Annotated in this window: 26 protein-coding genes and 4 tRNA genes; 6 read left to right on the top strand and 24 right to left on the bottom strand. The window is 33.2% G+C overall.

All coding sequences use genetic code 11. From position 1 onward, the window contains the following. Positions 1-227 precede the first annotated feature (227 nt). Genes BX659_RS11885 through BX659_RS11870 form a run of 4 tightly spaced genes read left to right on the top strand, consistent with a single transcriptional unit; the run spans position 228 to position 2,422 of the window. Positions 228-1,109, top strand: a complete 882-nt coding sequence (locus BX659_RS11885) for a thioredoxin domain-containing protein (protein ID WP_097018500.1) — start codon at positions 228-230, stop codon at positions 1,107-1,109. Next, positions 1,102-1,800: a cytochrome c biogenesis CcdA family protein gene (locus BX659_RS11880; protein WP_097018499.1), complete on the top strand. Its 699-nt coding sequence runs from the start codon at positions 1,102-1,104 to the stop codon at positions 1,798-1,800. Before BX659_RS11885 ends, BX659_RS11880 begins: the two co-directional genes overlap by 8 nt. A gap of 31 nt (positions 1,801-1,831) precedes the next feature. Continuing rightward, complete coding sequence (locus BX659_RS11875) at positions 1,832-2,188, top strand: ArsR/SmtB family transcription factor (RefSeq protein WP_253250764.1); 357 nt, start codon at positions 1,832-1,834, stop codon at positions 2,186-2,188. A gap of 3 nt (positions 2,189-2,191) precedes the next feature. Further along, the gene (locus BX659_RS11870; RefSeq protein ID WP_097018498.1) at positions 2,192-2,422 is read left to right on the top strand and encodes a thioredoxin family protein; all 231 of its coding nucleotides are present in this window, start codon (positions 2,192-2,194) and stop codon (positions 2,420-2,422) included. A gap of 318 nt (positions 2,423-2,740) precedes the next feature. Here BX659_RS11870 and BX659_RS11865 read toward each other — a convergent pair whose 3' ends face one another. Genes BX659_RS11865 through BX659_RS11855 form a run of 3 tightly spaced genes read right to left on the bottom strand, consistent with a single transcriptional unit; the run spans position 2,741 to position 4,495 of the window. Next, positions 2,741-3,526, bottom strand: a complete 786-nt coding sequence (locus BX659_RS11865; protein WP_097018497.1) for an ABC transporter permease — start codon at positions 3,524-3,526, stop codon at positions 2,741-2,743. 3 nt (positions 3,527-3,529) lie between these two features. Continuing rightward, positions 3,530-4,168, bottom strand: a complete 639-nt coding sequence (locus BX659_RS11860) for an ABC transporter ATP-binding protein (protein ID WP_097018496.1) — start codon at positions 4,166-4,168, stop codon at positions 3,530-3,532. Positions 4,169-4,186: 18 nt separating this feature from the next. After that, positions 4,187-4,495, bottom strand: coding sequence for a PadR family transcriptional regulator (locus tag BX659_RS11855; protein ID WP_097018545.1), 309 nt, complete (start codon positions 4,493-4,495; stop codon positions 4,187-4,189). A gap of 477 nt (positions 4,496-4,972) precedes the next feature. Between BX659_RS11855 and BX659_RS11850 the strand changes: the two genes are divergently transcribed. Beyond that, on the top strand, positions 4,973-6,046 hold the full coding sequence (locus tag BX659_RS11850) for a hypothetical protein (RefSeq protein WP_097018495.1): 1,074 nt from the start codon (positions 4,973-4,975) through the stop codon (positions 6,044-6,046). Between the two features lie 112 nt (positions 6,047-6,158). Here the strand turns inward: BX659_RS11850 and arsB are convergent, their stop codons facing one another. From arsB to BX659_RS11815, 7 genes are all read right to left on the bottom strand, one after another. Beyond that, positions 6,159-7,250, bottom strand: a complete 1,092-nt coding sequence (arsB, locus tag BX659_RS11845) for an ACR3 family arsenite efflux transporter (RefSeq protein WP_097018494.1) — start codon at positions 7,248-7,250, stop codon at positions 6,159-6,161. 15 nt (positions 7,251-7,265) lie between these two features. Then, on the bottom strand, positions 7,266-7,580 hold the full coding sequence (locus tag BX659_RS11840) for a CC/Se motif family (seleno)protein (RefSeq protein WP_097018493.1): 315 nt from the start codon (positions 7,578-7,580) through the stop codon (positions 7,266-7,268). A gap of 3 nt (positions 7,581-7,583) precedes the next feature. Continuing rightward, positions 7,584-8,297 (bottom strand): metallophosphoesterase family protein, encoded by a 714-nt coding sequence (locus BX659_RS11835; RefSeq protein ID WP_097018492.1) that lies wholly within the window; start codon positions 8,295-8,297, stop codon positions 7,584-7,586. Positions 8,298-8,564: 267 nt separating this feature from the next. Then, the gene (locus tag BX659_RS11830) at positions 8,565-9,455 is read right to left on the bottom strand and encodes an ArsA family ATPase (protein WP_097018491.1); all 891 of its coding nucleotides are present in this window, start codon (positions 9,453-9,455) and stop codon (positions 8,565-8,567) included. Beyond that, a complete protein-coding gene (locus BX659_RS11825) occupies positions 9,455-10,333 on the bottom strand; it encodes an ArsA family ATPase (RefSeq protein ID WP_097018490.1) in 879 nt (292 codons plus the stop codon). Before BX659_RS11825 ends, BX659_RS11830 begins: the two co-directional genes overlap by 1 nt. After that, positions 10,333-10,656 carry an arsenite efflux transporter metallochaperone ArsD gene (gene arsD / locus BX659_RS11820; protein ID WP_097018489.1) on the bottom strand — a complete coding sequence of 108 codons (324 nt, stop codon included), beginning with the start codon at positions 10,654-10,656 and terminating at the stop codon, positions 10,333-10,335. Before arsD ends, BX659_RS11825 begins: the two co-directional genes overlap by 1 nt. A gap of 28 nt (positions 10,657-10,684) precedes the next feature. After that, the gene (locus BX659_RS11815) at positions 10,685-10,999 is read right to left on the bottom strand and encodes an ArsR/SmtB family transcription factor (protein ID WP_097018488.1); all 315 of its coding nucleotides are present in this window, start codon (positions 10,997-10,999) and stop codon (positions 10,685-10,687) included. 277 nt (positions 11,000-11,276) lie between these two features. Between BX659_RS11815 and BX659_RS11810 the strand changes: the two genes are divergently transcribed. After that, positions 11,277-11,876 carry a DUF421 domain-containing protein gene (locus BX659_RS11810; protein ID WP_097018487.1) on the top strand — a complete coding sequence of 200 codons (600 nt, stop codon included), beginning with the start codon at positions 11,277-11,279 and terminating at the stop codon, positions 11,874-11,876. Between the two features lie 44 nt (positions 11,877-11,920). Here BX659_RS11810 and dhaM read toward each other — a convergent pair whose 3' ends face one another. The 14 genes from dhaM to BX659_RS11740 all read right to left on the bottom strand — a co-directional run bounded on the left by dhaM (position 11,921) and on the right by BX659_RS11740 (position 23,516). Continuing rightward, positions 11,921-12,313, bottom strand: coding sequence for a dihydroxyacetone kinase phosphoryl donor subunit DhaM (gene dhaM / locus BX659_RS11805; protein ID WP_253250762.1), 393 nt, complete (start codon positions 12,311-12,313; stop codon positions 11,921-11,923). Positions 12,314-12,752: 439 nt separating this feature from the next. Next, positions 12,753-13,121: a DUF1667 domain-containing protein gene (locus BX659_RS11800; RefSeq protein ID WP_097018485.1), complete on the bottom strand. Its 369-nt coding sequence runs from the start codon at positions 13,119-13,121 to the stop codon at positions 12,753-12,755. A gap of 2 nt (positions 13,122-13,123) precedes the next feature. After that, complete coding sequence (locus BX659_RS11795; RefSeq protein ID WP_097018484.1) at positions 13,124-14,398, bottom strand: NAD(P)/FAD-dependent oxidoreductase; 1,275 nt, start codon at positions 14,396-14,398, stop codon at positions 13,124-13,126. Beyond that, positions 14,391-15,869: an NAD(P)/FAD-dependent oxidoreductase gene (locus tag BX659_RS11790; protein ID WP_097018483.1), complete on the bottom strand. Its 1,479-nt coding sequence runs from the start codon at positions 15,867-15,869 to the stop codon at positions 14,391-14,393. Before BX659_RS11790 ends, BX659_RS11795 begins: the two co-directional genes overlap by 8 nt. Positions 15,870-16,144: 275 nt before the next feature. Further along, entirely contained in the window at positions 16,145-17,644 is a 1,500-nt protein-coding gene (glpK, locus tag BX659_RS11785; protein WP_097018482.1) for a glycerol kinase GlpK, read from the bottom strand. A 20-nt stretch (positions 17,645-17,664) separates the two neighbouring features. Further along, complete coding sequence (locus tag BX659_RS11780; RefSeq protein ID WP_097018481.1) at positions 17,665-18,453, bottom strand: MIP/aquaporin family protein; 789 nt, start codon at positions 18,451-18,453, stop codon at positions 17,665-17,667. Between the two features lie 517 nt (positions 18,454-18,970). Continuing rightward, positions 18,971-19,543: a glycerol-3-phosphate responsive antiterminator gene (locus tag BX659_RS11775; protein WP_172431929.1), complete on the bottom strand. Its 573-nt coding sequence runs from the start codon at positions 19,541-19,543 to the stop codon at positions 18,971-18,973. 63 nt (positions 19,544-19,606) lie between these two features. Continuing rightward, complete coding sequence (locus BX659_RS11770) at positions 19,607-20,563, bottom strand: aminopeptidase (protein ID WP_097018479.1); 957 nt, start codon at positions 20,561-20,563, stop codon at positions 19,607-19,609. A gap of 149 nt (positions 20,564-20,712) precedes the next feature. Beyond that, positions 20,713-21,708: a PspA/IM30 family protein gene (locus tag BX659_RS11765; RefSeq protein ID WP_097018478.1), complete on the bottom strand. Its 996-nt coding sequence runs from the start codon at positions 21,706-21,708 to the stop codon at positions 20,713-20,715. Between the two features lie 246 nt (positions 21,709-21,954). After that, positions 21,955-22,043: transfer RNA gene (locus BX659_RS11760), tRNA-Leu, on the bottom strand. Positions 22,044-22,090: 47 nt separating this feature from the next. Beyond that, positions 22,091-22,165: transfer RNA gene (locus BX659_RS11755), tRNA-Cys, on the bottom strand. A gap of 83 nt (positions 22,166-22,248) precedes the next feature. Beyond that, positions 22,249-22,324: transfer RNA gene (locus BX659_RS11750), tRNA-Glu, on the bottom strand. Positions 22,325-22,427: 103 nt separating this feature from the next. After that, positions 22,428-22,503 (bottom strand) — tRNA-Lys (locus tag BX659_RS11745). Positions 22,504-22,736: 233 nt separating this feature from the next. Beyond that, positions 22,737-23,516 carry a glycine betaine ABC transporter substrate-binding protein gene (locus BX659_RS11740; RefSeq protein ID WP_258176139.1) on the bottom strand — a complete coding sequence of 260 codons (780 nt, stop codon included), beginning with the start codon at positions 23,514-23,516 and terminating at the stop codon, positions 22,737-22,739. Positions 23,517-23,842: the final 326 nt, after the last annotated feature.

The raw sequence follows: 23,842 nt of genomic DNA, 5'->3' as shown, positions 1-23,842 counted from the left end.
TTTTTAGTTTGACTAACATAGGTTGCTCTTTCCTTTTAACAGTATATTAGAATATACTAATGTATGTGTTAAAAAATATAGTTTAGTATATTACGTTTTTCTAATATAGATTATAATACTAGTATTAATCTTTGTCAAGAGAAATTGACAACTATATTCCGATATAGTAATATAGTTGGAGGAAGATATAGGAATTAATTACTTTAAAAAGAAAAGGAGCGGGTTTAGTGATCAAAATTAAAGTCAAGCCCTTATTGATTATCTCATTGATCTTTGGTATAGCAATAGCATTAATCTCTTTTTATAAAGAGGATGCTAAAAGTATTTTAGATCAGAATGTGTTAGCTACTGTCAATGGAAATGAGATTACTAAGGAGAATTTAGAAGAGGAATTTCAAAGTTTGCCTACAGAATATCAACAGAGGTTTAAGTATAATAAAGAGGATTTATTAGATAGCTTAATTATACAAGAGCTATTATATCAGCAGGCAAAAGAGTTAGGGTTGGAGGTAAAGGATAAAAATCAAACTAAAATTAAAGATGCTTATGCTCAAGAGGTAGTTAAGTACATAACTAAAGATATTAAAGTCAGTCAAGCAGAGGTAGCAGAGCTATACTCTGATAATCCCAAGTTAAAGAAAACAGAGTATCAGGATCTTGCTCAAAAGCTAGAAGCTTATCTTATTAATCAGAAGAAGGATTTAGCTATTAGAGATTATTTATATAATTTAAAATCTAAAGCTAAAATTATTAAGAATCAAAAGTGGCTTAAAGCAGAAAAAAATAAAGAATTAGAACATCCAATTACAGCTTTATTAAAGAATGGTAAGCCAACAGTATTAGATTTAGGTTCTTCTAGCTGTGTTCCTTGTAAGATGATGAAGCCAATCTTTGCAGAATTAGAAGAAGAGTATCAAGATCAAGCCAATATTATCTTGGCGGATATAGCGATAGAGCAGGATGTAGCTTATAAATATCAAATTAAGGTTATACCTACTCAGATTTTCTTTGATAAGAAGGGGCAAGAGGTCTGGCGCCATGAAGGATTTTTGGCTAAGGAGAAGATTGTAGAGAAGTTAGTGGAGCTTGGGGTGAAGAAGAATGATTAGAGAGCTATTTACTTGGGTTACTAACTCTTTAACTGCAAGTGCTAGTATTGCTTTATTAGCAGCTTTTATCTGGGGGATGTTAAGTGTGTTACTCAGTCCTTGCCACCTAAGTAGTATCCCCTTAATTGTAGGATATATCAATGGTCAAGAAAAATTATCCACTAAACGGGCTTTTAAATTATCTCTGTTATTTACTCTAGGAATGATAATAAGCCTCTTTATAATTGGAGTAGTTACTGCTTTGTTAGGGAGATTAATCGGTGACTTAGGTAGCTGGGGTAATTACTTGGTAGCAGGAGTCTTCTTTATTATGGGACTGAATTTTTTAGAGATTATCTCCTTTGATTGGGATGATAATAGTAGTAAAGTTGTTAAAAGTAAGGGTTATCTAGGTGCTTTGCTATTAGGGTTAGTTCTGGGAGTGGCTTTAGGTCCTTGTACCTTTGCTTATCTTGCCCCTGCACTGGGGGTAGTTTTTAATCTCTCTACTAGTAATCTAGTTTATGCTATTTTTTTGATGGGAAGCTATCTAGTCGGCTATGCCTTGGTTATAGTGGTTGCAGGAACTCTAGTTGAATGGGTACAGAGTTATTTAGATTGGGTAGGAGAATCTAAGTTTTCAAGGATAGTGAAGAGGGTTTGTGGAGTTTTATTGTTGCTTGGAGTAATTTATCTAATTTATACAGCTTAAATAATGTATTTAAATGTACTAATTAAAGGAGTTGGTCAAAATTAAGAAAAAACAGAAATATTACAAATCACGAGCTAAAGTTGCTAAAGCATTAGCCCATTGGGCTAGAATGATGATAGTTGATATTTTGGCTGAGCAGGAAGAGCTTTGTGTCTGTACTCTAACTGAATTAATAGATTTAAGTCAGGCGAGTATCTCTAAGCATCTGGCAGTTTTAAAGGAGGTGGGAATTGTTAGTTTTAGAAAAGAGGGCTTGAAGGTCTTTTATTCTTTAGAGACTCCTTGTGTAGTTGACTTTTTTGACTGCTTAGATCGAGTGTTGGCTAAGGATTTAAAGAGAAGGCAGAAAGAATTAAAGGATCTTTCTAATATAACTAAGGGGGAATAAATCATGAAGATTGAGATTTTAGGAACTGGTTGTGGGAAGTGTAGTAAGGCTACTAAGCTGATTGAAGAGATAATTAAAGAAATAGGAGTCGAGGCTGAGGTTAAACACATTACTGATTTAGCAGAGATTGTCTCTAGAGGGGTAATGAAAACTCCTGCTGTGTTTGTCAATGGTGAGAAAAAATGTGATGGCAAAGTCCCATCTAAAACTGAGATTAGAGCTTGGTTTGAATAAGATGAGCTATTAAATTTAAATATCAATTTTACTTGAAAATTTCTACTTATAAATGAAAGCTACTATCAACAAAAGTTTCTAGAACATGCTGCTTTTTCAGAGCATTATGCACGATTAAAGATGGCGACAGCAGCTAATTCACAAAAATATTACAAATATGCTGAGCTAGAATATTTTCATAAATCTAAGGCATTACATTATAAGGGGCTTTTTAAGGCAGAGTCAACTTTAGAACAATAGTGAGTGATAAGGAAAAAATCAAGTTTATATACTAAATTTTAGTATATAAACTTGATTTTTAATTTAAGTATGACTTTTCTAACCATCTATCATTAATTGGCTCTCTTCATTAAAAAAAGTCTTATACCCTAATTGAACAAATAAGATAACAGTTAAGGCAACACTTCCTAGTATACCAAGCATTATGGCTATCTGATATTCAATCGCTGTTACAGGAGAGGTCCCAGATAAGATTTGTCCTGTCATCATTCCTGGTAAGAAGACAATCCCCATTCCTACCATAGAATTGATAGTTGGCAATATAGCAGAATCAAAGGAATTATCTACAATCTCTTTGGCAGCCATCTTAGGAGTGGCACCAAGCATTAAGGCTGCTTCAACAAGGTGCTTTTGAGAGTGCATTCCATCGACAAGTCTTGTGACCCCCAGGGAGATTCCTGTCATTGAATTACCAATTAACATCCCTGCAATAGGGATAAAATAGCGAGGATCATACCAAGGAGAGATATTAATCACAACAAGTAAGAAGTAAATAAGACTTGATAAAGTCCCACATAACATAGAAATAGCAATAATTCTCTTAAGGGATTTTGAAAGCTTACTTTTGACCCTTTTAAAGATATTATAAATAGCAAAGACCTCCATAATTGCTATTACAATAATCGTATATAGCGGATTTATATTATTAAATAGATAAACAAGAATATATCCTGTTAATATCAGCTGTAGTGTCATTCTTAGCGAAGAAACAATAATCTCCTTCTCTCTAGAGATACCCCTTGCCCTAACAATAAATAATAATATCAGAACAAAAATATAAGCAGCTGCCATTTGCCATAGCTGAAGATTGATTACACCATCCATACTTTACACCTCCTTCTGATTTAGTACCCTACCATCTTTAATTTCAATAATCTCATCAGAAAATTGCTCTGCTATCTTTTTAGAATGAGTAACCATAATTAAAGTCTTGTTATTCTCTTTAGAATAATTGACCAATGCTTCAATAATCATATGTTCTGTATCCTCATCTAGTGCCGAAGATGGTTCGTCTAATAATAAAACCTCTGGCTCCATTAACATTACCCTCCCTAGGGCTAACCTCTGCTTCTCTCCACCAGATAATTTTTCAGCATCTTCTGATAGTTCTTTCTTCAGTCTCACTAATTTTAACACTTCCAAAAGCTTCTCATCTGCAACCAGTGGTTTTTCAGAGAATTTAAGTCCTATTAATAGATTATCTTTGATACTACCACTAAAGATAGCAGGTGCTTGGGGAAGCATTACAAGATCTCTTCTTAACTCTACAGAATCTATCTCTTTTAGAGCTTGATTCTTGTAAGTTATTTTTCCACTATCACAACTGATTAATTTATTTAAGAGCCTTAATAATGTCGTCTTTCCACTCCCACTCTGCCCTACAATACAAGTAACTTTGTGCTTTTTAATAGTAAGAGCTTCAATATTAAGAACATCCTTATACTTTACCTTTTTAAGTGTAAACATGGTCTGCCCCCTCATTAATTATTCTTTTATCTCTTTAAATAATTCATAAGCCTTCTTTCTAGCCTCTTCTAAAACTTCATCCCCTAGTTCAGTTATCTTGTAATATTTTCTAACTCTCCCCTCTACAGTTCTCTCTTCTTGCTCTAAAAGACCCTTAGACTCCATGCTATGCAGCATAGGATATAATGTTCCAGGACTGATATTATAGCCATGCTCACCAAGCTCTTCTATCATCCACGAACCATAAAAAGGCTTCTGTTTGGCATGGTGAAGCATATGGATTTGGATAAAACCTAGAAAAAATTTTCTTAAAATTTTGTCTTTAATTATACTCACCTCTAAATATATGATTTATATATATCCACATCCGATATCGGACTACGACATTATCATATCATAATAATCTATTATTCTCAATAGTATTTTTCTTATAATAGGAATATCAAATAAAGTGAATAAATAAAGATTAATACCGAAAATTAGCAATAATTGTTTATTAAAGAAAAATACAAAAAACTTTCTTAAAATATTGACAAAACAGATAATATAAATTAAAATAATTGATGTTGATTATCATTATCGGGCAAATCTAAATAGAAGACTACATGAGTTCTTTCAACATCTATAGCTACTATGCTAGCGCAGTAAAAGGAGGGTAATCTATCAACGATAGTGTTAATTTTAATACATATAAGATGAAGGAATAATAAATAAACCTTTTATTTATAAGATTATAGAAGATAATGAACTTTAAATAATTACTTATTTGATAATTAAGGAACTTTATTCAAAGGAGGACTTATTATGTTAAAGAAATACAATTTATTAATTGCTCTAATTATTGCACTCTTCTCTCTATCGGCATGCTCTGGACAAAATACTGAGGAGACTGCTGTACAAAAAGATTATTCTGGTACTTATGTAGGTTATTCATGGAAAGGTGAGTCAAAAGAGGTGTTACTAGAAGATGCAGCTCAAAAGATAGAAACAAAACTTACTATCGACTCTAAAGGAATTATTACTGACGCTAGTATGCTTTTCTTCAAAAAAGATAAAGAAGGAAATTGGTATACAAGACAAGATACTAAAGCTGAAGTAAATGTTGACTTTTCTAAAACACCTACTATCGCTACTTTAGCATCTGATAACCAAGATTATGCTGCAGGAGAGTCTATGTTTAGTGTTAAAACTGCAGATATGATGGCATTCTACGCTGTAGCAGTAGATAAAAATGGAACTGTAGCTTTAGTTATTGTAGAACCATATACAAGATATCAATTTGAATTTAAGATGGATAAGGATTTTGAATATAACACAAAGATGAAGGATATGACTATTGGAAATGGTCTAGTTGTACCAACAGTTAGAACATCAAAATCCGGAAATATAAAACCTAAGAGTTGGGATGAATATGCTGATTATAATGTTTTAAGCTTCTATAAAGACCCTTATGTTCTAACAGGTCAAGGTGTTTTTGAAGGACTTACTAAAAAATCTAGTATAAAAGAATTTTTACAACGAGTTGGTGTAAGCTTTGAAGGAAATAGACCTGCTGAAATGGAAGTAAGCTATGGATTTACTGGTATAGGTGGCTGGGAAGGAAACTATCAAGCTATCGCAGATTATTTAATTGGTAAAAATGCAATAAAAGTAACTTCTTTAGTTGACTGGAGCAATTCTCGTTACAATAAGAATATTAATGAAGATAACTTCTTTGGACTTGATACAACATCTGGTGCAACTAAAACTGTACAAAATTCTGCAGATACTATCTCAGGTGCAACTGTTAGAATGTCTAGAGAATCAACTTCTTATCAAAGAACTCTAGTAAAAGCTGGAATAATCACAGAAAAGGAAGTTATTAAAGGTAGATTTTAATATTTCATCCTTAGCTTTATCCTAGAAAATAAATAGAAATAAGATAGCCCCCTAATTAGGGGGCTATCTTATTTCTATTTGAGTTTATTTTTACTAGAACACAGTTAAAAGACTAATTTACTTCTCTACTCTTACTTGGAAACCAATGGCGAGTACGATTAGCAATCCCCACTAAAGCCAACATCACAGGAACTTCTACTAAGACTCCCACTACAGTTGCTAATGCAGCTCCTGATTTAAGTCCAAATAAGGAAATAGCTGTAGCTACTGCTAGCTCAAAGAAGTTACTAGCTCCAATCATACTTGCAGGGGCTGCTACACTATGGTCTAGCTTAAGCAACTTAGCCCCACCATAAGCAATAATAAAGATAAAGAAGGTCTGAATTGTTAATGGTATTGCAATCAAGACAATATCTAATGGATTATTTAAGATAATATCCCCTTGGAAAGAGAATAGAATAATCAAGGTTAATAATAATCCAATGATTGTAAAGTTACTTAATTTCTTAAGATAGACATTCTCAAACCAATCAATCCCCTTATTCTTAATTAAATACTTACGGGATAAATATCCTGCCACTAGAGGTACTAAGATATATAAGACTACCGATAATAGGATAGTATTATAAGGAACTACAAAGTCTGTTACCCCCAATAAGAAGATAACTAAAGGTGCGAAGGCAAAAACTAATACCAAATCATTAACAGCTACCTGTACTAAGGTATAACTAGCATCTCCATCAGTTAAATAACTCCAGACAAAAACCATAGCTGTACAAGGAGCAGCTCCTAATAAAATTGCCCCAGCAATATACTGCTCTGCTAACTCTGGATTGATAAAGGCTCCAAAGATATTCTTAAAGAATAACCAGGCAAAGAAAGCCATCGTAAAAGGTTTGATTAACCAGTTAACTATTAAGGTTAAAGCTAAACCTTTAGGTTTTCTTCCTGCCTCTAAGATACTACCGAAATCAATCTGTACCATCATCGGATAAATCATAAACCAGATTAAAATCGCTACTGGAATCGAGACCTGAGCATACTCAAATTGGCTTAAGGTCTCTGGGATAATCGGTAAAAAGCGTCCCACTCCAATTCCAATTACAATACATATAGCTACCCAAAGTGTTAAATATCTTTCAAAAAATCCTAAGCCACCATCTTCATTAACAATTACATCTTCCTCAACTTCATGATTCTTCATAATTAATCCTCCTTATTATTCAAAGCTTTCAAGGGTAAACCTCTTAATAAAGCCTAACTTCTTAATATCTAATCTGAGTTTGGAATAACTAGCTAGTAAATTTTGATGTAAGTAAATAGTTATTCCATCTTTTAAAAGCTTTTGATAATCTGCTATATTATCTTCCTTAGGACTTCCTTCAATTACTTGGGGAGGGGTTTTAGCCTGACGGATTCCACCAGGCATTATCTTTCCTCCACAGCAACTATTAACTGTTAACTGACGAATAGTAATTACTAAGTTTCTTCCCTTAGCATACTCCTTTAACTTTGACTTAATTACAACCTCCATCTATTAGCTATTTCCTTTTTCAAACACTTCAACTAACTCTTCAGCTAAATCTGTCTCTTTAATAGCAGCAGTTAACTTAGCTACTGGATAGATGACCTCAATAAACTCTGTCTTTATCTTACCATCAATGACTTCAATTATTGTATAAATAGCATTAGGATTACCATGCTTTGGTTTACCAATACTACCAACATTCATCATATGCTTACCCTTGATAATTCTATGGTAAGGTAGGTGTGTATGCCCACAGACCAAGATATCCTCTTCTATCTCCTCTGCGACCTCTGCTACTGCTTCACTATCTTCATATAAGTATTCATTAATCTTTCTAGGGCTACCATGGACAAACAAAGCAGTCTTATCCTCTATCTCTAAAGTCAAACTAAAAGGTAAATTCGCTAAGAACTCTTTATTCTCTTCAGTAGTCTCCATTGCAGTATAGTTCATAGAAGACATCCCTATCTTTTGAGAACGCTCCGTCTTGTAGTCACAGCCACAAGCAATTCTCCTATTACCGATAGCATCATCATAATTACCTTGAATAGTCTTAATCCCTTTCTCTTGAATCATAGCGATTACCTCATTAGGAAAAGGACCATAGCCCACTAAATCTCCAGTACAGACTATCTCATCTATATCTCTTCCTTTGATATCCTCTAAGACACTTTCTAAAGCAAAAATATTACCATGTACATCTGAAATTACAGCTACTCTCATTATAAACCCTCCTTTTTAATTGGCAGTTAATAATTGATAATGTATAGTTAAAAATATCATTATTAATAGAATAAATAAATCAAAATCTTTTTTACCACAAATATACACAAATCCACACGAATAATTCAAAACCATTTTATTAGAATTTAATCTTTTAACTCTCTATTCGTGTTTCATTTGTGTTAATTCGTGGTTAATAATCCTTTTTTTCTTTTATATGTTTAAATGCTTTTATTGTCAATTACAAATTGTACATTGTAAATTTGTTTATTCATATAGTGCTTTACCAGCTTCAATCAAAGTATCTAAACCTTGAATCTCTTCTGCAAATAAAGGCATTTGAATAATTGGAGCATTAAACTTCTTCTCCATATTAGCTAAATGTTCTTCTTGCATCTTTCTTCTCTTTTTAAAGTATGGTGTAGTACAATACTCTGTTGGCAGAATCTGATTGGCAACTACCAGTTGTGTCTTTACATTAACTGTCTCTAACTCTTCAACAGCTCGGTGTGCCTCTAAGATAGGTGTGTTTTCAGGATAGACTACAAAAGAGAAAGTCGTCTGCTCTTTATCCTCTAATCTAGCTATTACCCTCTTAAACTTCTGCTGTGATTCTAAGTCTGCTTGGGTACTAGTATTGATAGATGTTTTAAATTCTAATTGTTGCTCCCAGTTCATTGGTAGCTCTAATAATCTTAAAGTATGACCTGTTGGAGCTGTATCAAAGACAATGATTTGATAGTCATCTTCTTCAGTATAATCTACAAATTTATCAAAGGATGCCATCTCCTCAGTACAAGGAGAATCTAACTCTTCTTTAAGTCCCATTAGTACCTCTTCACTATAATCCTTCGCTTTAGCATCTGCTAAGACTTTTTCTTTATACTCCCCAGCAACAGCTTTAGGGTCAATCTTAACAATATCTAAATTATCCACTCCAGCTACCTTAGTAACCTCACCTGAAACTTCTTGCTCAAAGACATCCTCTAAATGGGAGGCAGGATCTGTAGTTAATAATAAGGTCTTATAACCTAATCTCGCTAAGTAAACAGCAGTCACTGAAGAGATAGAGGTCTTACCTACACCTCCTTTACCAGCAAAAAAGATTAGGCGTGGTTCTTTAGCTGTTGGTAATAATACTTGAGCATCATCTCTCATTATCTTCCCTCCTTATAAAGGATAGCGGCTACTTTAGTTAATACTTCTAATCCTTTAATCTCTTGGTCTAATAAGTACATCTTCTTAGTTGGCAAGTCAATTTCTTCTTCTATTTGAGTTAAATACTTTTGCTGCATCTCACCCCTCTTTTTAAAGAAAGGGTTTTGACACTCCTCTTCAGGTAAGATTCCATTAACAATTATATTGCTGGTATTAATTCCAATCTCTTGTAATTCTTGACTAGAACGGATTGTCTCTCTGATTGAACTACCTTCAGGGTGCATCACAAAAACAAATTCTGTTCGATCAGTATCCTTTAATAATTCCACTGCACGGTCATACTTCTCCTTTGACTCTTGAATATTCTGCACAGGTCCCATACAAGTTTGACCACTACCTTGGGCACTCTCTTCGATATGTTTACTCCAATCAACAGGTAATTCTAATAATCTGATGGTATGACCTGTTGGAGCTGTGTCAAAGATAACTATGTCATATTGGTCATCATCCATAAAGTCAATAAATCTATCAAAGGATGCCATCTCCTCAGTACAAGGAGAGTTTAATTGTTCTTCAATCAGCTTTAGCATCTCATCATTAAAGATTTCCTTCATTGGTGCTAAGGCTTTCTCTTTATACTCTTCTGTTGCTTCTTTAGAGTCTATCTCCATAGCAGATAGGTTACCGATTCCAGCAATTTTAGTAACCTGATGACCAATCTTTTGTTCAAAGACATCAGAGAGATTAGCAGCTGGATCTGTAGTTACTAGAATAGTATTAAGTCCTTTTCTAGCATAATAGACAGCAGTAGTAGATGCCATTGAGGTCTTACCTACTCCACCCTTACCAGAAAAGAAGATAAATTTAGTTTCAGACATTATTTAGCCTCCTTAACTTTTGCTATCTCAGCTTTTAACTCTTCTAGAGTTGGGTATTCTCCTAATTTAATAAAGGTACCATTAATTGCAGTTGCAGGTAAATCCTTAGTTCCTTGAGTATTAACTAAATCTAAAATAGCTTTATTCTGTTGAAAAGCAATAGGATTATTATTCATTGAATTTCTCTCTACTTCAATACCTTCTTTCTTTAATTGCTTAAGTGCCTCATTAAATTTAACAAGTTTATCATCAACATTAGGACCACAAGCTCCTGTTGGACAGCACATTGGTGGCTCATAAATAGTAACCTTAATTTTACTCATCTAAATTCCTCCTTATTTTACTTATTTATTATTCACAAGTACTTCTTTCAAAATCACATTTTTGAGCATCATAGGTTGTGATGTATTTTAAATTATTCTGTAATTGTTCCACTACTTCTTGGTTTAACTGATAATCTACCCATCTACCTCGCTTAGTAGCAATAATTAAATTAGCATTTTTAAGTATCTTTAAATGGTGAGAGATATTTGGTTGGCTCAAATCTAACTCTTCAACCAAGTCACAGACACACATCTTCCCACAGGATAAGAGATTGATAATCTCTAAGCGAGTATTGTCTGCTAGAGCCTTTAACACTTCTGCTATATCTGCTATATTATCCATTCTATTCTTCCTCTCCTATTTAAAATTTCTACTTAATATATAAACATATTTATATCTATTTATATATTAGCATTGATTAGTATTTTTGTAAAGTTAAATTTTCGTTAACTCTCTATTATCTATATCCAACTTTACAGTAATTTAATATGGGAATAGTGCCACACTTTTAAGTGTCGCAATATCTAGCTTTATCCTCATATTGAAATTAAACGTATTTTTTTAAGCCTCTTATATAAAATAATTAAGAAGTAACTAATAAACCAAAGGAGAATCTATTATGTATCATTTCTTAAAGGCAATAATCTATTTTATAGGTGCTATTATCTTACTAAGACTTGGAGGAAAGAAGAGTATTTCACAATCAACACCAGCAGAGGTAGCCATTATGATCGGTATCGGTACAGTCCTAGTCCATCCACTCAAATCAGAAGACCCATTAATGGCTTTCTATGGTGGTGCTTTAATAGTTAGTGGTCTGATAATAACCTCTTTTATAGAGATTTATCTCCCTAAAATCAAGAACTGGATAATCGGTCAACCTGTTGAGCTGATTAAAGATGGTGAGATATTAGAGAAGAACCTAATTAAATCAATGATGACTGTAGATGAATTAAAGATGAAGTTAAGGATAAAGAAGATCAATAATATCTTAAAGATAAAATCAGCAGTACTTGAAGCCAATGGTGACTTGAGTATAGAAGCGAATCCTCAACAATCTTATGCGACTAAAGAAGATATTGAGGAGATAAAGAAGGCTATTAAACAGATCGCTACAAAACTAAATACATCAGTTAATTTCTCTACATCAATTAATGATCATAAACTTAACCTCTTTAATCAAGTAGAGGAAGTACAAGAACAGGATCCCTTACAGTAACTATATCTAAAATAAAAATACCCCTATAATTAGGGGTATTTTTACTATATTAATTCAATTAATCGCTTGCTCTCTATCTTCCCTTTGATATCATTTAAGTCCTTACCTAAGTTTGTTTCAATAGCTGCTACCATTGTACCTTCTACTAAAGGTGCACTACTTACTACTACATTAGTATAACCTTCTAATTCCAAAATCTCTAAAGCCATCTTAGAGTTCATTAAAGAACTACCTACGTCTCCGATTATAATAACACCCTTATCAGTATATAATTCCTCAACAGCCTCTATTATATCCTCTATATCTGTTCCAATTCCTCCATATCCATCGCCACCAATTGAAATTAGAGGTATCTCTCTGGGAACAAGTTCTTTGACTAATTCTTCTATTCCCTCGGCAATTTTATTACTATGTGAAACTACTAATATTCCAACCATTCCCACTTTCCCTCCTTTATTTAGCTTATATCAGTCCATTTCATAAAATATGATTTCAGCAATTAATTCATTATTATTAATAAAATCTTATTATACTTATAATTTAAATGAATTCTTTATTAAATAACTATCTCAGGTAATTATGAAATTTCCTGAAACTCTGTATTTATTATATTCTATCAGATTATAATAAAAATTTCATCTTATATTTAGCCTTAAGCGATAATATACTTATGTCATTAACCTAAAAAATATTACCACTTAAAGAAATACTACTTCTCAGCGTTAGATAAAGGGATTACAGGAAGATTAATCTACTCTATTTCTCTTAAAAACTGACCAGCTATTAAATATTGATATATAAACTAAAAACCACTCTATATATGCAAGTAGAGTGGTTAATTATATCTAATTAAAAGTAATATTCTTAAATTCAAGTCTATTTTTTGGCTAAGTCTCTAGTAGCTACTACATCTACTCCTGTGTCTAAAACATTTTTAATAACTATGTCTCCTAATTTTACAGGAGCTTCTAATTCAACTTTAGCTATCTCTCTCATAGCTTTTTCTAATAAACCTTTAGGAATAGGTTTTGCAGTCTTAACTGGAACTAGAGGCAATATTCCGCCTTTTACCTTAGCAGTAGTAGGTAATACTCTAGTTGGATTAAAGTATTCAGCTTTAGCATATTCAACACCTCTAGGGCAGCGATTACCTTCTACTTTCTTGATCTCTTCATCTATAACTTCTACATTTAAATCACAGCCCATTGGACAACTAACACAGGTAATCATAACCTTATCTTCCATTACTATTCTCCCCCTTCCACAATCTTGACTTCAACTGTACTACCTTCTAATTGCTCAATCATCTTTTCAGGTAATGGAATACTAATCATCTCTGCTGGTTTTACAAACCTTTCTTTTTTAGCAAATAGTTTCTTATCTCCATCCATAACTAATATTTGAGCATTCTCCATTGGTCTTTTACCTCTCATATAAAGATCTACACGCTTTCTTTCTTCAATCTTCTCGGTTATCTTATGAGGAACAATATAACCTATATTATCCCCAGCTATTATATTAATCTCTTTATCTCTTTTAACTATTTTATCCTGTAAATATAGAGCTGCTGCTTTACCAGCCAACTTACTTTCTTCAGTCACATAATCAACTAAATCATGTACATGAAGAACATTTCCACAAGCAAAGATACCATTAATATTAGTCTCTCTACATTCATTCACAATTGGTCCACCTGTTACAGAAGCTAATTCAATTCCTGCTGCAACAGACAATTCATTCTCTGGAATTAAACCAACTGATAATAATAAGGTATCACACTCAATATAATATTCTGACCCAGGAATTGGTTTTAAATTTTTATCAACCTTAGCAACGCTAACTCCTTCTAATCTCTCTTTACCATGAATCCTAGTTACAGTTTGGCTTAACCGTAATGGAATATCAAAATCATCCAAACATTGAACTATATTACGGGTTAACCCTCCTGAAAATGGTAAAAGTTCTAATACTGCTTCTACCTCTGCTCCTTCTAAATGCATTCTTCTAGCCATAATTAAACCGATATCACCAGAGCCTAAAATTACAACCTTCTTTCCTGGCATATAGCCTTCCATATTAATATAACGTTGAGCAGTACCAGCACTAAATACCCCAGCTACTCTACTTCCTGGAATTCCGATTGCTTCTCTTGTCCTTTCTCTACAACCCATAGCCATCACTACAGCCTTAGCATCAATTTCTAACATTCCTTCTTTAGAGTTTACAGCATAAACCTTTTTATCTGGAGTAACTTCTAAAACCATTGTGTCTAACTTAATATCAATACCACGTTCAGCTACTTTCTCCATAAATCTCTGGGCATACTCTGGACCTGTTAACTCTTCACCAAAGAAATGTAAGCCAAAGCCATTATGAATACATTGTTGCAAAATTCCACCTAATTCGAAATCACGTTCCATAATTAATATATCTCTAACCCCTTGATCATAAGCCTCTTGAGCTGCCGCCAACCCAGCTGGTCCTCCACCTACAACAACCAAATCATAAGACTGCTTATTCATTATCTGTCACCTCTTTCTGTAAAGATTCTTTAGTTTTTTCTACTAAAATTTTTGAATTATCCTTCTCTAATTTAACCTCTGTTTTAGGAATCCCTAACTCTTCAGATAAAATTTCTACAACTTTTGGTCCACAAAAACCTCCTTGACAGCGTCCTGCTCCTGGTCTTACTCTTCTCTTAATTGCATTTACAGTTCTTGCTCCTACTGGCTGTCTAATTGCATCTAGAATTTCTCCTTTAGTAATAGACTCACAGCGACAAATAATCTCACCATAATTCGAATCCTTTTCAATTAATTTCATTCTCTGCTTATGGCTCATATGTCTAAATTTAGGTATCTCCTGTTCATAAGGATCAAAATCATCCTTCTCTTCTAAACCAGGCAATTCTTCTTTTACAATCCCAACTACCATTTCAGCAATAGCTGGTGATGATGCTAAGCCAGGCGATTGTATTCCAGCTACATTAATAAATCCTTTTACTTTATCACTAGCTTCAATTAAAAAGTCACCAGTCTCTTTAATCGCTGCTCTTAAACCAGCAAACTCTTTTATAACCCCTCTAGTAGTTAAATCAGGAATAGTCTTTTTAGCACCTGCTATTACTTGATCTAACCCTTCTCTAGTATTAGACAAATCATCTTTATCTTCTATTTCTTCAGCACTAGGCCCTATTAATAAATTATCTTCATCTGTAGGGGTTACTACAATCCCCTTGCTTACTTTGTTAGGTAATTGGAAAATAGTATGGTTAACTTTAATATCTAATATCTTATCATATAAATAATACTCTCCTCTGCGTGGGGTAATCTTAAAGTCCTTTATTCCTACCATCTGAGCTATTTTATCAGCATATACTCCAGCAGCATTAATTACTAATTTAGCTTCAATATTGCCCTTACTTGTCTTAACTAACTTATAATCTCCTTTATCTTCTATGTCAGTTACTTCAGCTTCTAAAATAACTTCTGCACCATTTTTAACAGCATTATTAGCTAAAGCAACAGTTAGTTCAAAAGGATTTACTATCCCTGCAGTAGGTGCATATAAAGCAGCTACTGAGTTTTTATTTAAATTTGGTTCTAACTCAAATAACCTTTCTCCTTTCACAATCTCTAAATCTGGCACCTTATTTCTTTTACCATTTTCTAAGATTTCTTCTAATTGTGGTATTCCTGCTTCATCCTGGGCTACAACTAAAGCACCTATCCACTCAATTGGGACTTCTAACTCCTTTTGTACTTTAGTTCGAAACAGCTCATTACCTCTCACATTTAACTTACCTTTTAACTTATTGGAATCTGCATTAAATCCAGCATGAATTAAAGCAGTATTAGATTTACTAGTTCCAACACAAACATCTGTTCCTTTTTCTATTAAAGTTATATCTAGTTTATACCTTGATAATTCACGGGCTATAAAAGTACCTACTACTCCACCGCCTATGATTAAAACCTCTGTTTTATTAGTCAATGTTAATCCCTCCTTATAGGAAATAAACTTAATAATTAAGACTGATAATATAGATTATTTATCACTTATATATTCTAAATTTAAAGCAAATATATTTTATCTCGTTCTAAATCATAATTTATTGGATAAGAACAATTGTTATTATCACGTTATATATAAAAACCACATTTAAACACCACCTTATAGACATACTATCCCCTAGGTGCTTAAATGTGGCTTCTCTTTGGTCTCTACCACAGTATCAATTTTAAGTTGTTTATTTACTTATTTACTTATTATTCTTTTTCTTCCCAGCCCATAGACCGCTTAACAGCTTTCTGCCAACCAGCATATAGTTTTTCTTTCTTCTCTTCTTCCATTTCTGGCTCAAATACTTTATCAATTTCACGTTTAGATAATACTTCCTCTTTACTATCCCAATAACCAACTGCTAACCCTGCTAAATAAGCAGCTCCTAAAGCAGTAGTTTCAGCAACCACTGGTCTTTCTACATTGCTACCTAATATATCAGCTTGGAATTGCATTAAGAAGTTGTTAGCTACTGCACCACCATCAACCTTTAAATCTTTGAGCTCTAAGCCTGAATCTGCTTGCATTGCAGTTAATACATCTCTGGTCTGATAAGCTAATGACTCCAAAGTAGCTCTAATAATATGCTCTTTACTACTTCCTCGTGTCAATCCTACAATAGCCCCACGAGCATACATATCCCAATAAGGTGCTCCTAATCCTGCAAAGGCAGGTACCACATAAACACCATCAGTACTATCTACTTTAGTAGCAAAATATTCTGAGTCTGGAGCTTCCTCAATCAATTTAATTTCATCTCGTAGCCATTGTACTGCTGCTCCAGCTATAAAGACACTACCCTCTAAAGCATAGTTAACTTCACCATCAAGCCCCCATGCAATAGTAGTTAATAAGCCATTTTCAGAAGGAACTGCCTCTGTTCCAGTATTCATCAACATAAAACAACCTGTTCCATAAGTATTTTTAGCCATACCTTTTTCGTAGCATCCTTGACCAAAGGTAGCAGCCTGTTGATCACCAGCAATACCTGCAATCGGTACATTTTGACCAAAGAAGTGATAATCTACAGTTTCTCCATATACTTCACTACTTGACTTAACTTCTGGTAACATTGACTTAGGAATAGCCAACATTTCCAATAATTCTTGATCCCACTTAAGGTCATAAATATTATAAATCAAAGTACGTGAAGCATTAGTATAATCAGTCACATGAACTTCTCCACCTGTTAACTTCCAAATTAGCCAACTATCTATTGTTCCAAATCTTAAATCTCCAGCTTCAGCTTTCTCTCTAGCTCCATCTACATTATCTAAAATCCACTTGACCTTAGTCCCAGAGAAATAAGCATCTGTTACTAGTCCAGTCTTACTTCTAATTTTATTCTCTAAACCTTTCTCTTTCAAGTCATCACAGATACTAGCAGTTCTTCTATCCTGCCATACAATTGCATTATGAATAGGTTTTCCAGTCTCTGCATCCCAGACTACAGTAGTTTCACGCTGATTAGTAATTCCGATTCCAGCTATCTGGTCAGGTCTAATATCAGCCTTAGTTAAAACTTCAGATAATACAGCCATTACACTTACCCAAATTTCATGAGGATCATGTTCTACCCAACCTGGTTGAGGATAAAACTGCTTAAACTCCTTTTGAGCAACACTTACAATCTCACTATCCTTGTTAAAGATAATCGCTCTAGAACTCGTTGTTCCCTGGTCAATAGATAAAATATACTTTTTCATAAATTTATTCCCCCTTAAAATTATAATGATTTAGAAGTATCATCATATATAATTTCTTGATTAAACACTTCAGGTAAATAAGGTCTAATTAACTTTTTATAAATTATAGCTCCTAAGACTCCTCCTACTAAAGGTCCTATAATTGGTACCCAAAAATAGAAGTTATGTGCTCTAAAAGGTGTACTACCCCACCCAGCTATTGCTGTAAATAGCTTAGGACCAAAATCTCTAGCAGGGTTAATAGCAAAACCAGTTAATGACCCACCAATACCACCAATTCCAGCTACTAATAAACCAACAGCTAAAGCTCCTCCCAATCCTTTAGGTGCAACACTATTTTGAGCATCTCCCATAGCCATAATCCCTAATAATAAGATTGCTGTTAAAATTAACTCTATCATCATCGCTTTAGGATTAGATATATTATCCATAGCGATAGTATGGAAAACAGTCATATTTTCAGCTGTTTTTTCAATAAATTGTTCCGCATAAAGAAAGTATGCTCCTGCTGCTCCTAAGAAAGCTCCAATTATTTGTGAAATAGAATAAGGAACTACCTTTTTCCATGGAAAATCCCCTACTGCCGCTAAAGCAACTGTTACTGCAGGATTAATATGGGCACCTGAAACACCACCAGTAATATAAACTGCCATGGAAACTCCCAATCCCCATAATAAACATAACTCCCACCATCCAATATTAGCCTGCACTAAAACTAAATTAGCTACTGTTCCTGCTCCAAAGAAAAGTAATATTGCTGTACCAATCACCTCAGCCAGACACTCACCAAATAGATTGCTCTTTTCCATTAAAACTCCCCCTCTTTACAATATTTTGATATTTATTAGATAAGAAACTAAATAAAATAGTTTATTTAGTTTCTATCTACCACTAGATAAATATACCATACATAAGTTTTTTGTGATTTTCAGAATATTCAGATAGCAGTAACCAAACAAAAAAACTTCTTAGGTTCAATCTAATCATTTAGACCAATATACCCAAAGAAGCCTTATATTATTATAAACTTATATTCTCTTATTAAGGATTATATGCAATTAGCTTATAATGATAATTATTTTGATACAAATTTATATTACTTATTAAAGTTATATAGATATAAAAAACCCCTACTTAATAATATTAGACATAGCACGCCCTTTAGGCATAGCATTATGCTAATAAGATTAAATAGGGGTTCTCTTCTTCTCTACCCTAGGTTTATTTTGTTTAATTTTGTTTATATCTATATCTTATTATCATTATACTCTTAATATTACATTTTTGCAAATTAAATATTTATTTAACAATGCCATATCTTGGTAATTAATTAAAATCAGAATTCCATAATCCTTTTCGGCTTGTAGAGATAGCTAAAATATCCCCTTTCAACAACTCTTTGACCTGAGAACTTTCTTTTATTAATCCACCAGCAATAATAGGGATATCTAACTCCCGCTTTAATTCACCAATTAATTCGGGAATCACAGCTCCTGGTAATACTTCTACAAAATCTGGTTTAGTAGATTTAACAATATTAATACCTGTCTTTAAAGATTCTGAATCCAATAAAAATAATCTTTGTACAGTAATTAAGTTCTCCTTTTTAGCATCTTTAATCAATCTACTTTTAGTAGTTACTATTCCATCGATACCTATTTCCTGAGCCAAATATTTAATTGCTTCACTATCACTAGCAATCCCTTTGACCATATCTATGTGCAAAAATACTAACTTATCTAATTCTTCAGCCTTTTTTACTATATTATTTAAATTAGATAATTTCCCTCTAAGCACAAATATAATATCAATTTTATCCTTAGGAATATCCGATAAATCATCTATATCCTTAATAGCAGCTATAATCGGCTTCTTTTTTAATAATTGTTCAATATACATAATATCCTCCTCTAATAATTTTATCATATACAATAGTTTCAACATAATTATTAAAGAAACCTTTTATTTAATTAATAGTTTTCCATCCTTCATAATTAACTCTCCATCAATCTCAACTGTTGGCTTTTCGATAATCCCATCTAAATGACTATCAACTGAAACCACTCCTCCCATTCCAGCATTATCACCAATAGCAATATGGACCGTTCCTAAGACCTTCTCATCCTCCAATATATTCCCTGTTAATTGAGCCTTGTCATTGGTTCCAATCCCTAACTCAGCTATATTCCGAGCATCTTTACCATAGGGTTGGATGATCTCTCTTAGCCTTTCAGCTGCCTCTGTACCTTTAATCTCTGTGACATATCCATCTTCTACAATCAGCTCAATCTCTTCAGTATGTACTTTAGCTTCAGCCATTGAACCATCGACTACAAATTTTCCTTCAGATTTTCCCTCTATAGGGGCTATATAAGCTTCTCCAGCAGGCAGATTCCCAAACTCCCCTGAGTTATAATAGATACCTGTATCTGGATGACCTTCTCTTCCTTCAATCATCATTTTGATATTTGTTCCATTAGGTGCTGTAACTTTAACCTCTTTACCCATAGTCAACTTCTCAGCAACCTTTAAACCTCTCTCTTTAATCACCTCATAGTCTGCATTTAAAGCTCGCTTCATCATCTCTTCTGTCACATCTGGCATAGTAGTAGCCCTTGCTCCAGCATCACAAGCATCAATTCTGGCTCTAGTATGGGATAGAGATTTAGAAGTAGGCATAATCACTACATCAGCATATCTCATCGCCTTAGCAATCAACTTAGGCGGCTCTTCTCCATGGTTTTTACGTGGAATCATTTCAGTTAAGATCGCCTCTGCTCCCAACTCTTTAGCTGCTGCAAAGATAAGCTCACCAATCTTCCTTTTAGGCTCATCTACAATAATTAAGACTTGCTCTCCTTCTTTTACTGCCAAACAATCTTTAACAACTATTCTAGCTGCATCCTGTAATTTATTCATATCAATCTCCTCTCTAAATATTTAGGCTATATATCATAATTTTAATCATTTTTAGATTTTATTATACTCAGCTACTAATCTATAAATTAATAACTCTAAATTTATATAATTCTTTGAAAATAATATATTATTTATTTTTATTTTATAGATTATAGCTGTGATCCTTCACTTATCTCTTCTTTTAACTTTAATAACTCTTCATTTAGAGTCTGATTATCCTCTAATTCTTCAAACTTCTCTTCCAAATCATTCTTTTCAACGTTATTATAAAATTCATTACTAGCCTCAGCCTTAATCTTTAACTTCCCTATTCTCTCTTCTACTATTTTTAAATTTTCATCATTTATCTCCTCTATGTCAGCTAAGGTAGTATTAATTTCTGTGGTAATATTGGCATTCTCCTTCTCTGCAATCAGTTCATCTCTCATATTTTCAGCTTCTTCTATCTCTCTACTCAATTCATCTAATTTTAATAAATGAGAATCAAGGCTAGCCTTTCTATGTTCTACCTGTTCTCTATATTCATGATAGAGCTTCTCAAATCTCTTCTTATGCCTTAGAACCTCTCTTGCCTCTGCTTCATTATTATCTTCCAAAGCAGACTTGGCTCTTTTTTGGCAGTAATTCATCTTCTTCTTGGCTTCTTGTTCTTTATCCTCAGCCTCTTTTAGTAATTCAACAGAGGTTCTAACTGTACTCTGAATTTTATTGTGCATCTCTTTCATGTACTTAATATCCTCCTCTATATCAACTACAATATCTTCTATTTCATCATCCGCCTTTAAATCACTATTAGCTTCTAACCTCTTTAAGAAGAAATTGATAGGAAAGATAAAATAAACAATAAATACTATTAATAATGCTAAAAATAACTTAAATGATTCTAAAGCACCTATAACCATTAATGAAAAAAATAATGCAGCTATTATTCTGATAAATAATAAGAACTTCTCTTCTCCATCTAATTCCCCATTTTCTTTCTTATCTATCTCTTTTAATCTTCCTCTTGGAGCAATTAAATAGCCCATAATAATAAATACTGTACCAGCAATCGTACTACCACCACCTTGCCAAAAGCCAATAGTTAAAAGGAGAAAAAATAAAGCAACTATTAACCTTATTATTTCTATAAACTTTCTTAACACCCAAAATACCTCCTTTAGGCAAAAATATAAACGCAGACAACTATATTCTTTATTTATCAATCAGATATTAACTACTTTATTCTCAATAACCTATAAATTTCCTTTTAAAATTAAAATATATTAATTTCTATCTCTAAATATAAATAAGCAAGTATCATGATACTTGCTTATTTATATTTAGTATTTAATTTTATTCAAATATCATCAAAAAATAAAAAAATCTGAGTTTTACTCAGAAAATAAAAGTGGTACCGAGGGTCGGACTCGAACCGACACGGGAGTTAAATCCCACCGGATTTTAAGTCCGGTGCGTCTGCCTATTCCGCCACCTCGGCATATATTTGGCTGTTAGCTAGTAGCCAGTAGCTATTAGCTAATAAAATGGAGGCGGCACCCAGATTTGAACTGGGGAATAAAGGATTTGCAGTCCTCTGCCTTACCACTTGGCTATGCCGCCTTAATTTCAGTGATTAGTGATGAGTAACCAGTTAACAGATATTAACTCCTCACTCTTCACTTGTTATTATTAACTGCTTTTATTGGTACCCCCAAGGGGATTCGAACCCCTGTCGCTGGGATGAAAACCCAGTATCCTAGGCCACTAGACGATGGGGGCCTAGATTAGTTGCTAGCTGTTAGCTGCCGGTTTCTGGCTTAAATCTTTAAAGATTCAGGCTAAAAACTAATAGCCAGTAGCTAGTAGCTAGTAGCTAAATAAATGGTGAGCCATGGAGGATTTGAACCTCCGACACCCTGATTAAAAGTCAGGTGCTCTACCGACTGAGCTAATGGCCCATATGTTAGTTACTAAATACCCCAACATTTATATATGTTATAATAATCATACCTAAATGTCAAGAAAAAACTTAAAAAATTAATTAGCTAATGTTGCTTTTCTTTGCGACACTTCTAAATAATAATATATTCATAGATAATTGTCAAGAAATTTAATGATTTTTCTGCTAATTTAATAAATAGATAAATAATTTGCTATTTATAGCAAATTATTTATCTTAAATTTAAAATGATTATTTACTAAGTTGATTATCTTCTGTTAACCAACTATTAACAGTCTCTAGGTTATTATCTACAAATTCTTTAGCTGCCTTCTCTGGTTTCATTCCATTTTGTATCTTTAACATTACAGAAGATAACTGCTCTGTTGTAATCCTATATTTTTCCAAAAACTTAGTTAGCTCTGGTAAGTCTTCTCTAATACCAGGTCGCCCTATACTCTTAATATACTCTCCACTACCCATTGCTAATTCAGGATCCTTTAAGAACTTAAGATCCCATTTTGCCCATTTCCAATGGGGTTTCCAGCCAGCAACTGCTATCCATTCTTTATTCTTAATAGCTCTAGCCAATTCAGCTGTCATAGCTGGTCCACTACTATCAATCACATCCCAATCCTCTAAACCATAAGTAGGTACAACATTATCCTTAATAATAATCATCTCAGCTGCTCCTGGATCTATTCCCACTATCCTATGTTCAAACTTGTTGGCATAGTCTTTTAACTCTGCCAAACTATCTATTTTAACATAATCAGGTACTACAATTCCAATTTGAGCCGATAAATAGTTATTATTCAATTCAACAAGCTGGTCTCCAAACTTCTTCCAATAATTCTTAGCTGTATCTGGTAACCAGGCACAGACAAAAGCATCTATATTACCTCTAGCAGTACCTTGGTACATTGCCCCTGCTTGTAATACTGGAGTCTCTACTTCATAGCCTATTCTCTCTAAAACCTCTTGAACAATATGGGTAGAAGCTTCTGCTGAAGCCCACTGTACATAGGCAATCTTAACTTTACCTTTACTCTTATCTACATCACTTTGACTTCCTTTACTGCTTTGTGGTGCTTCCAGCAGACCACACCCTGTTAAAGATAATACTACTAAAACTAAAACTGATACAAAGATATAATTATTTTTGAATCTAAAGATAATAAATTCCTCCTATATATTTATTGTATTTATCTGTTATGCTAGTTGAACTTAAAGATATTTAATATCAGATTATGGATATATTGCGACACTTTATAAAGCAATGGATAATTAATAAAGTATAAATAATAGTTAAGTTAAAAATCATTAGATCTTCTAGGAAGATAATTTTTTTATTTATT

Origin of the sequence: Orenia metallireducens, from assembly GCF_003001995.1 — a bacterium.
In the GTDB taxonomy this organism is placed as follows: Bacteria; Bacillota; Halanaerobiia; order Halobacteroidales; family Halobacteroidaceae; genus Orenia; species Orenia metallireducens_B.
The sequence above is the reverse complement of the archived record's forward strand: the minus strand, read 5'-3'. Positions and strand labels throughout refer to the sequence as shown.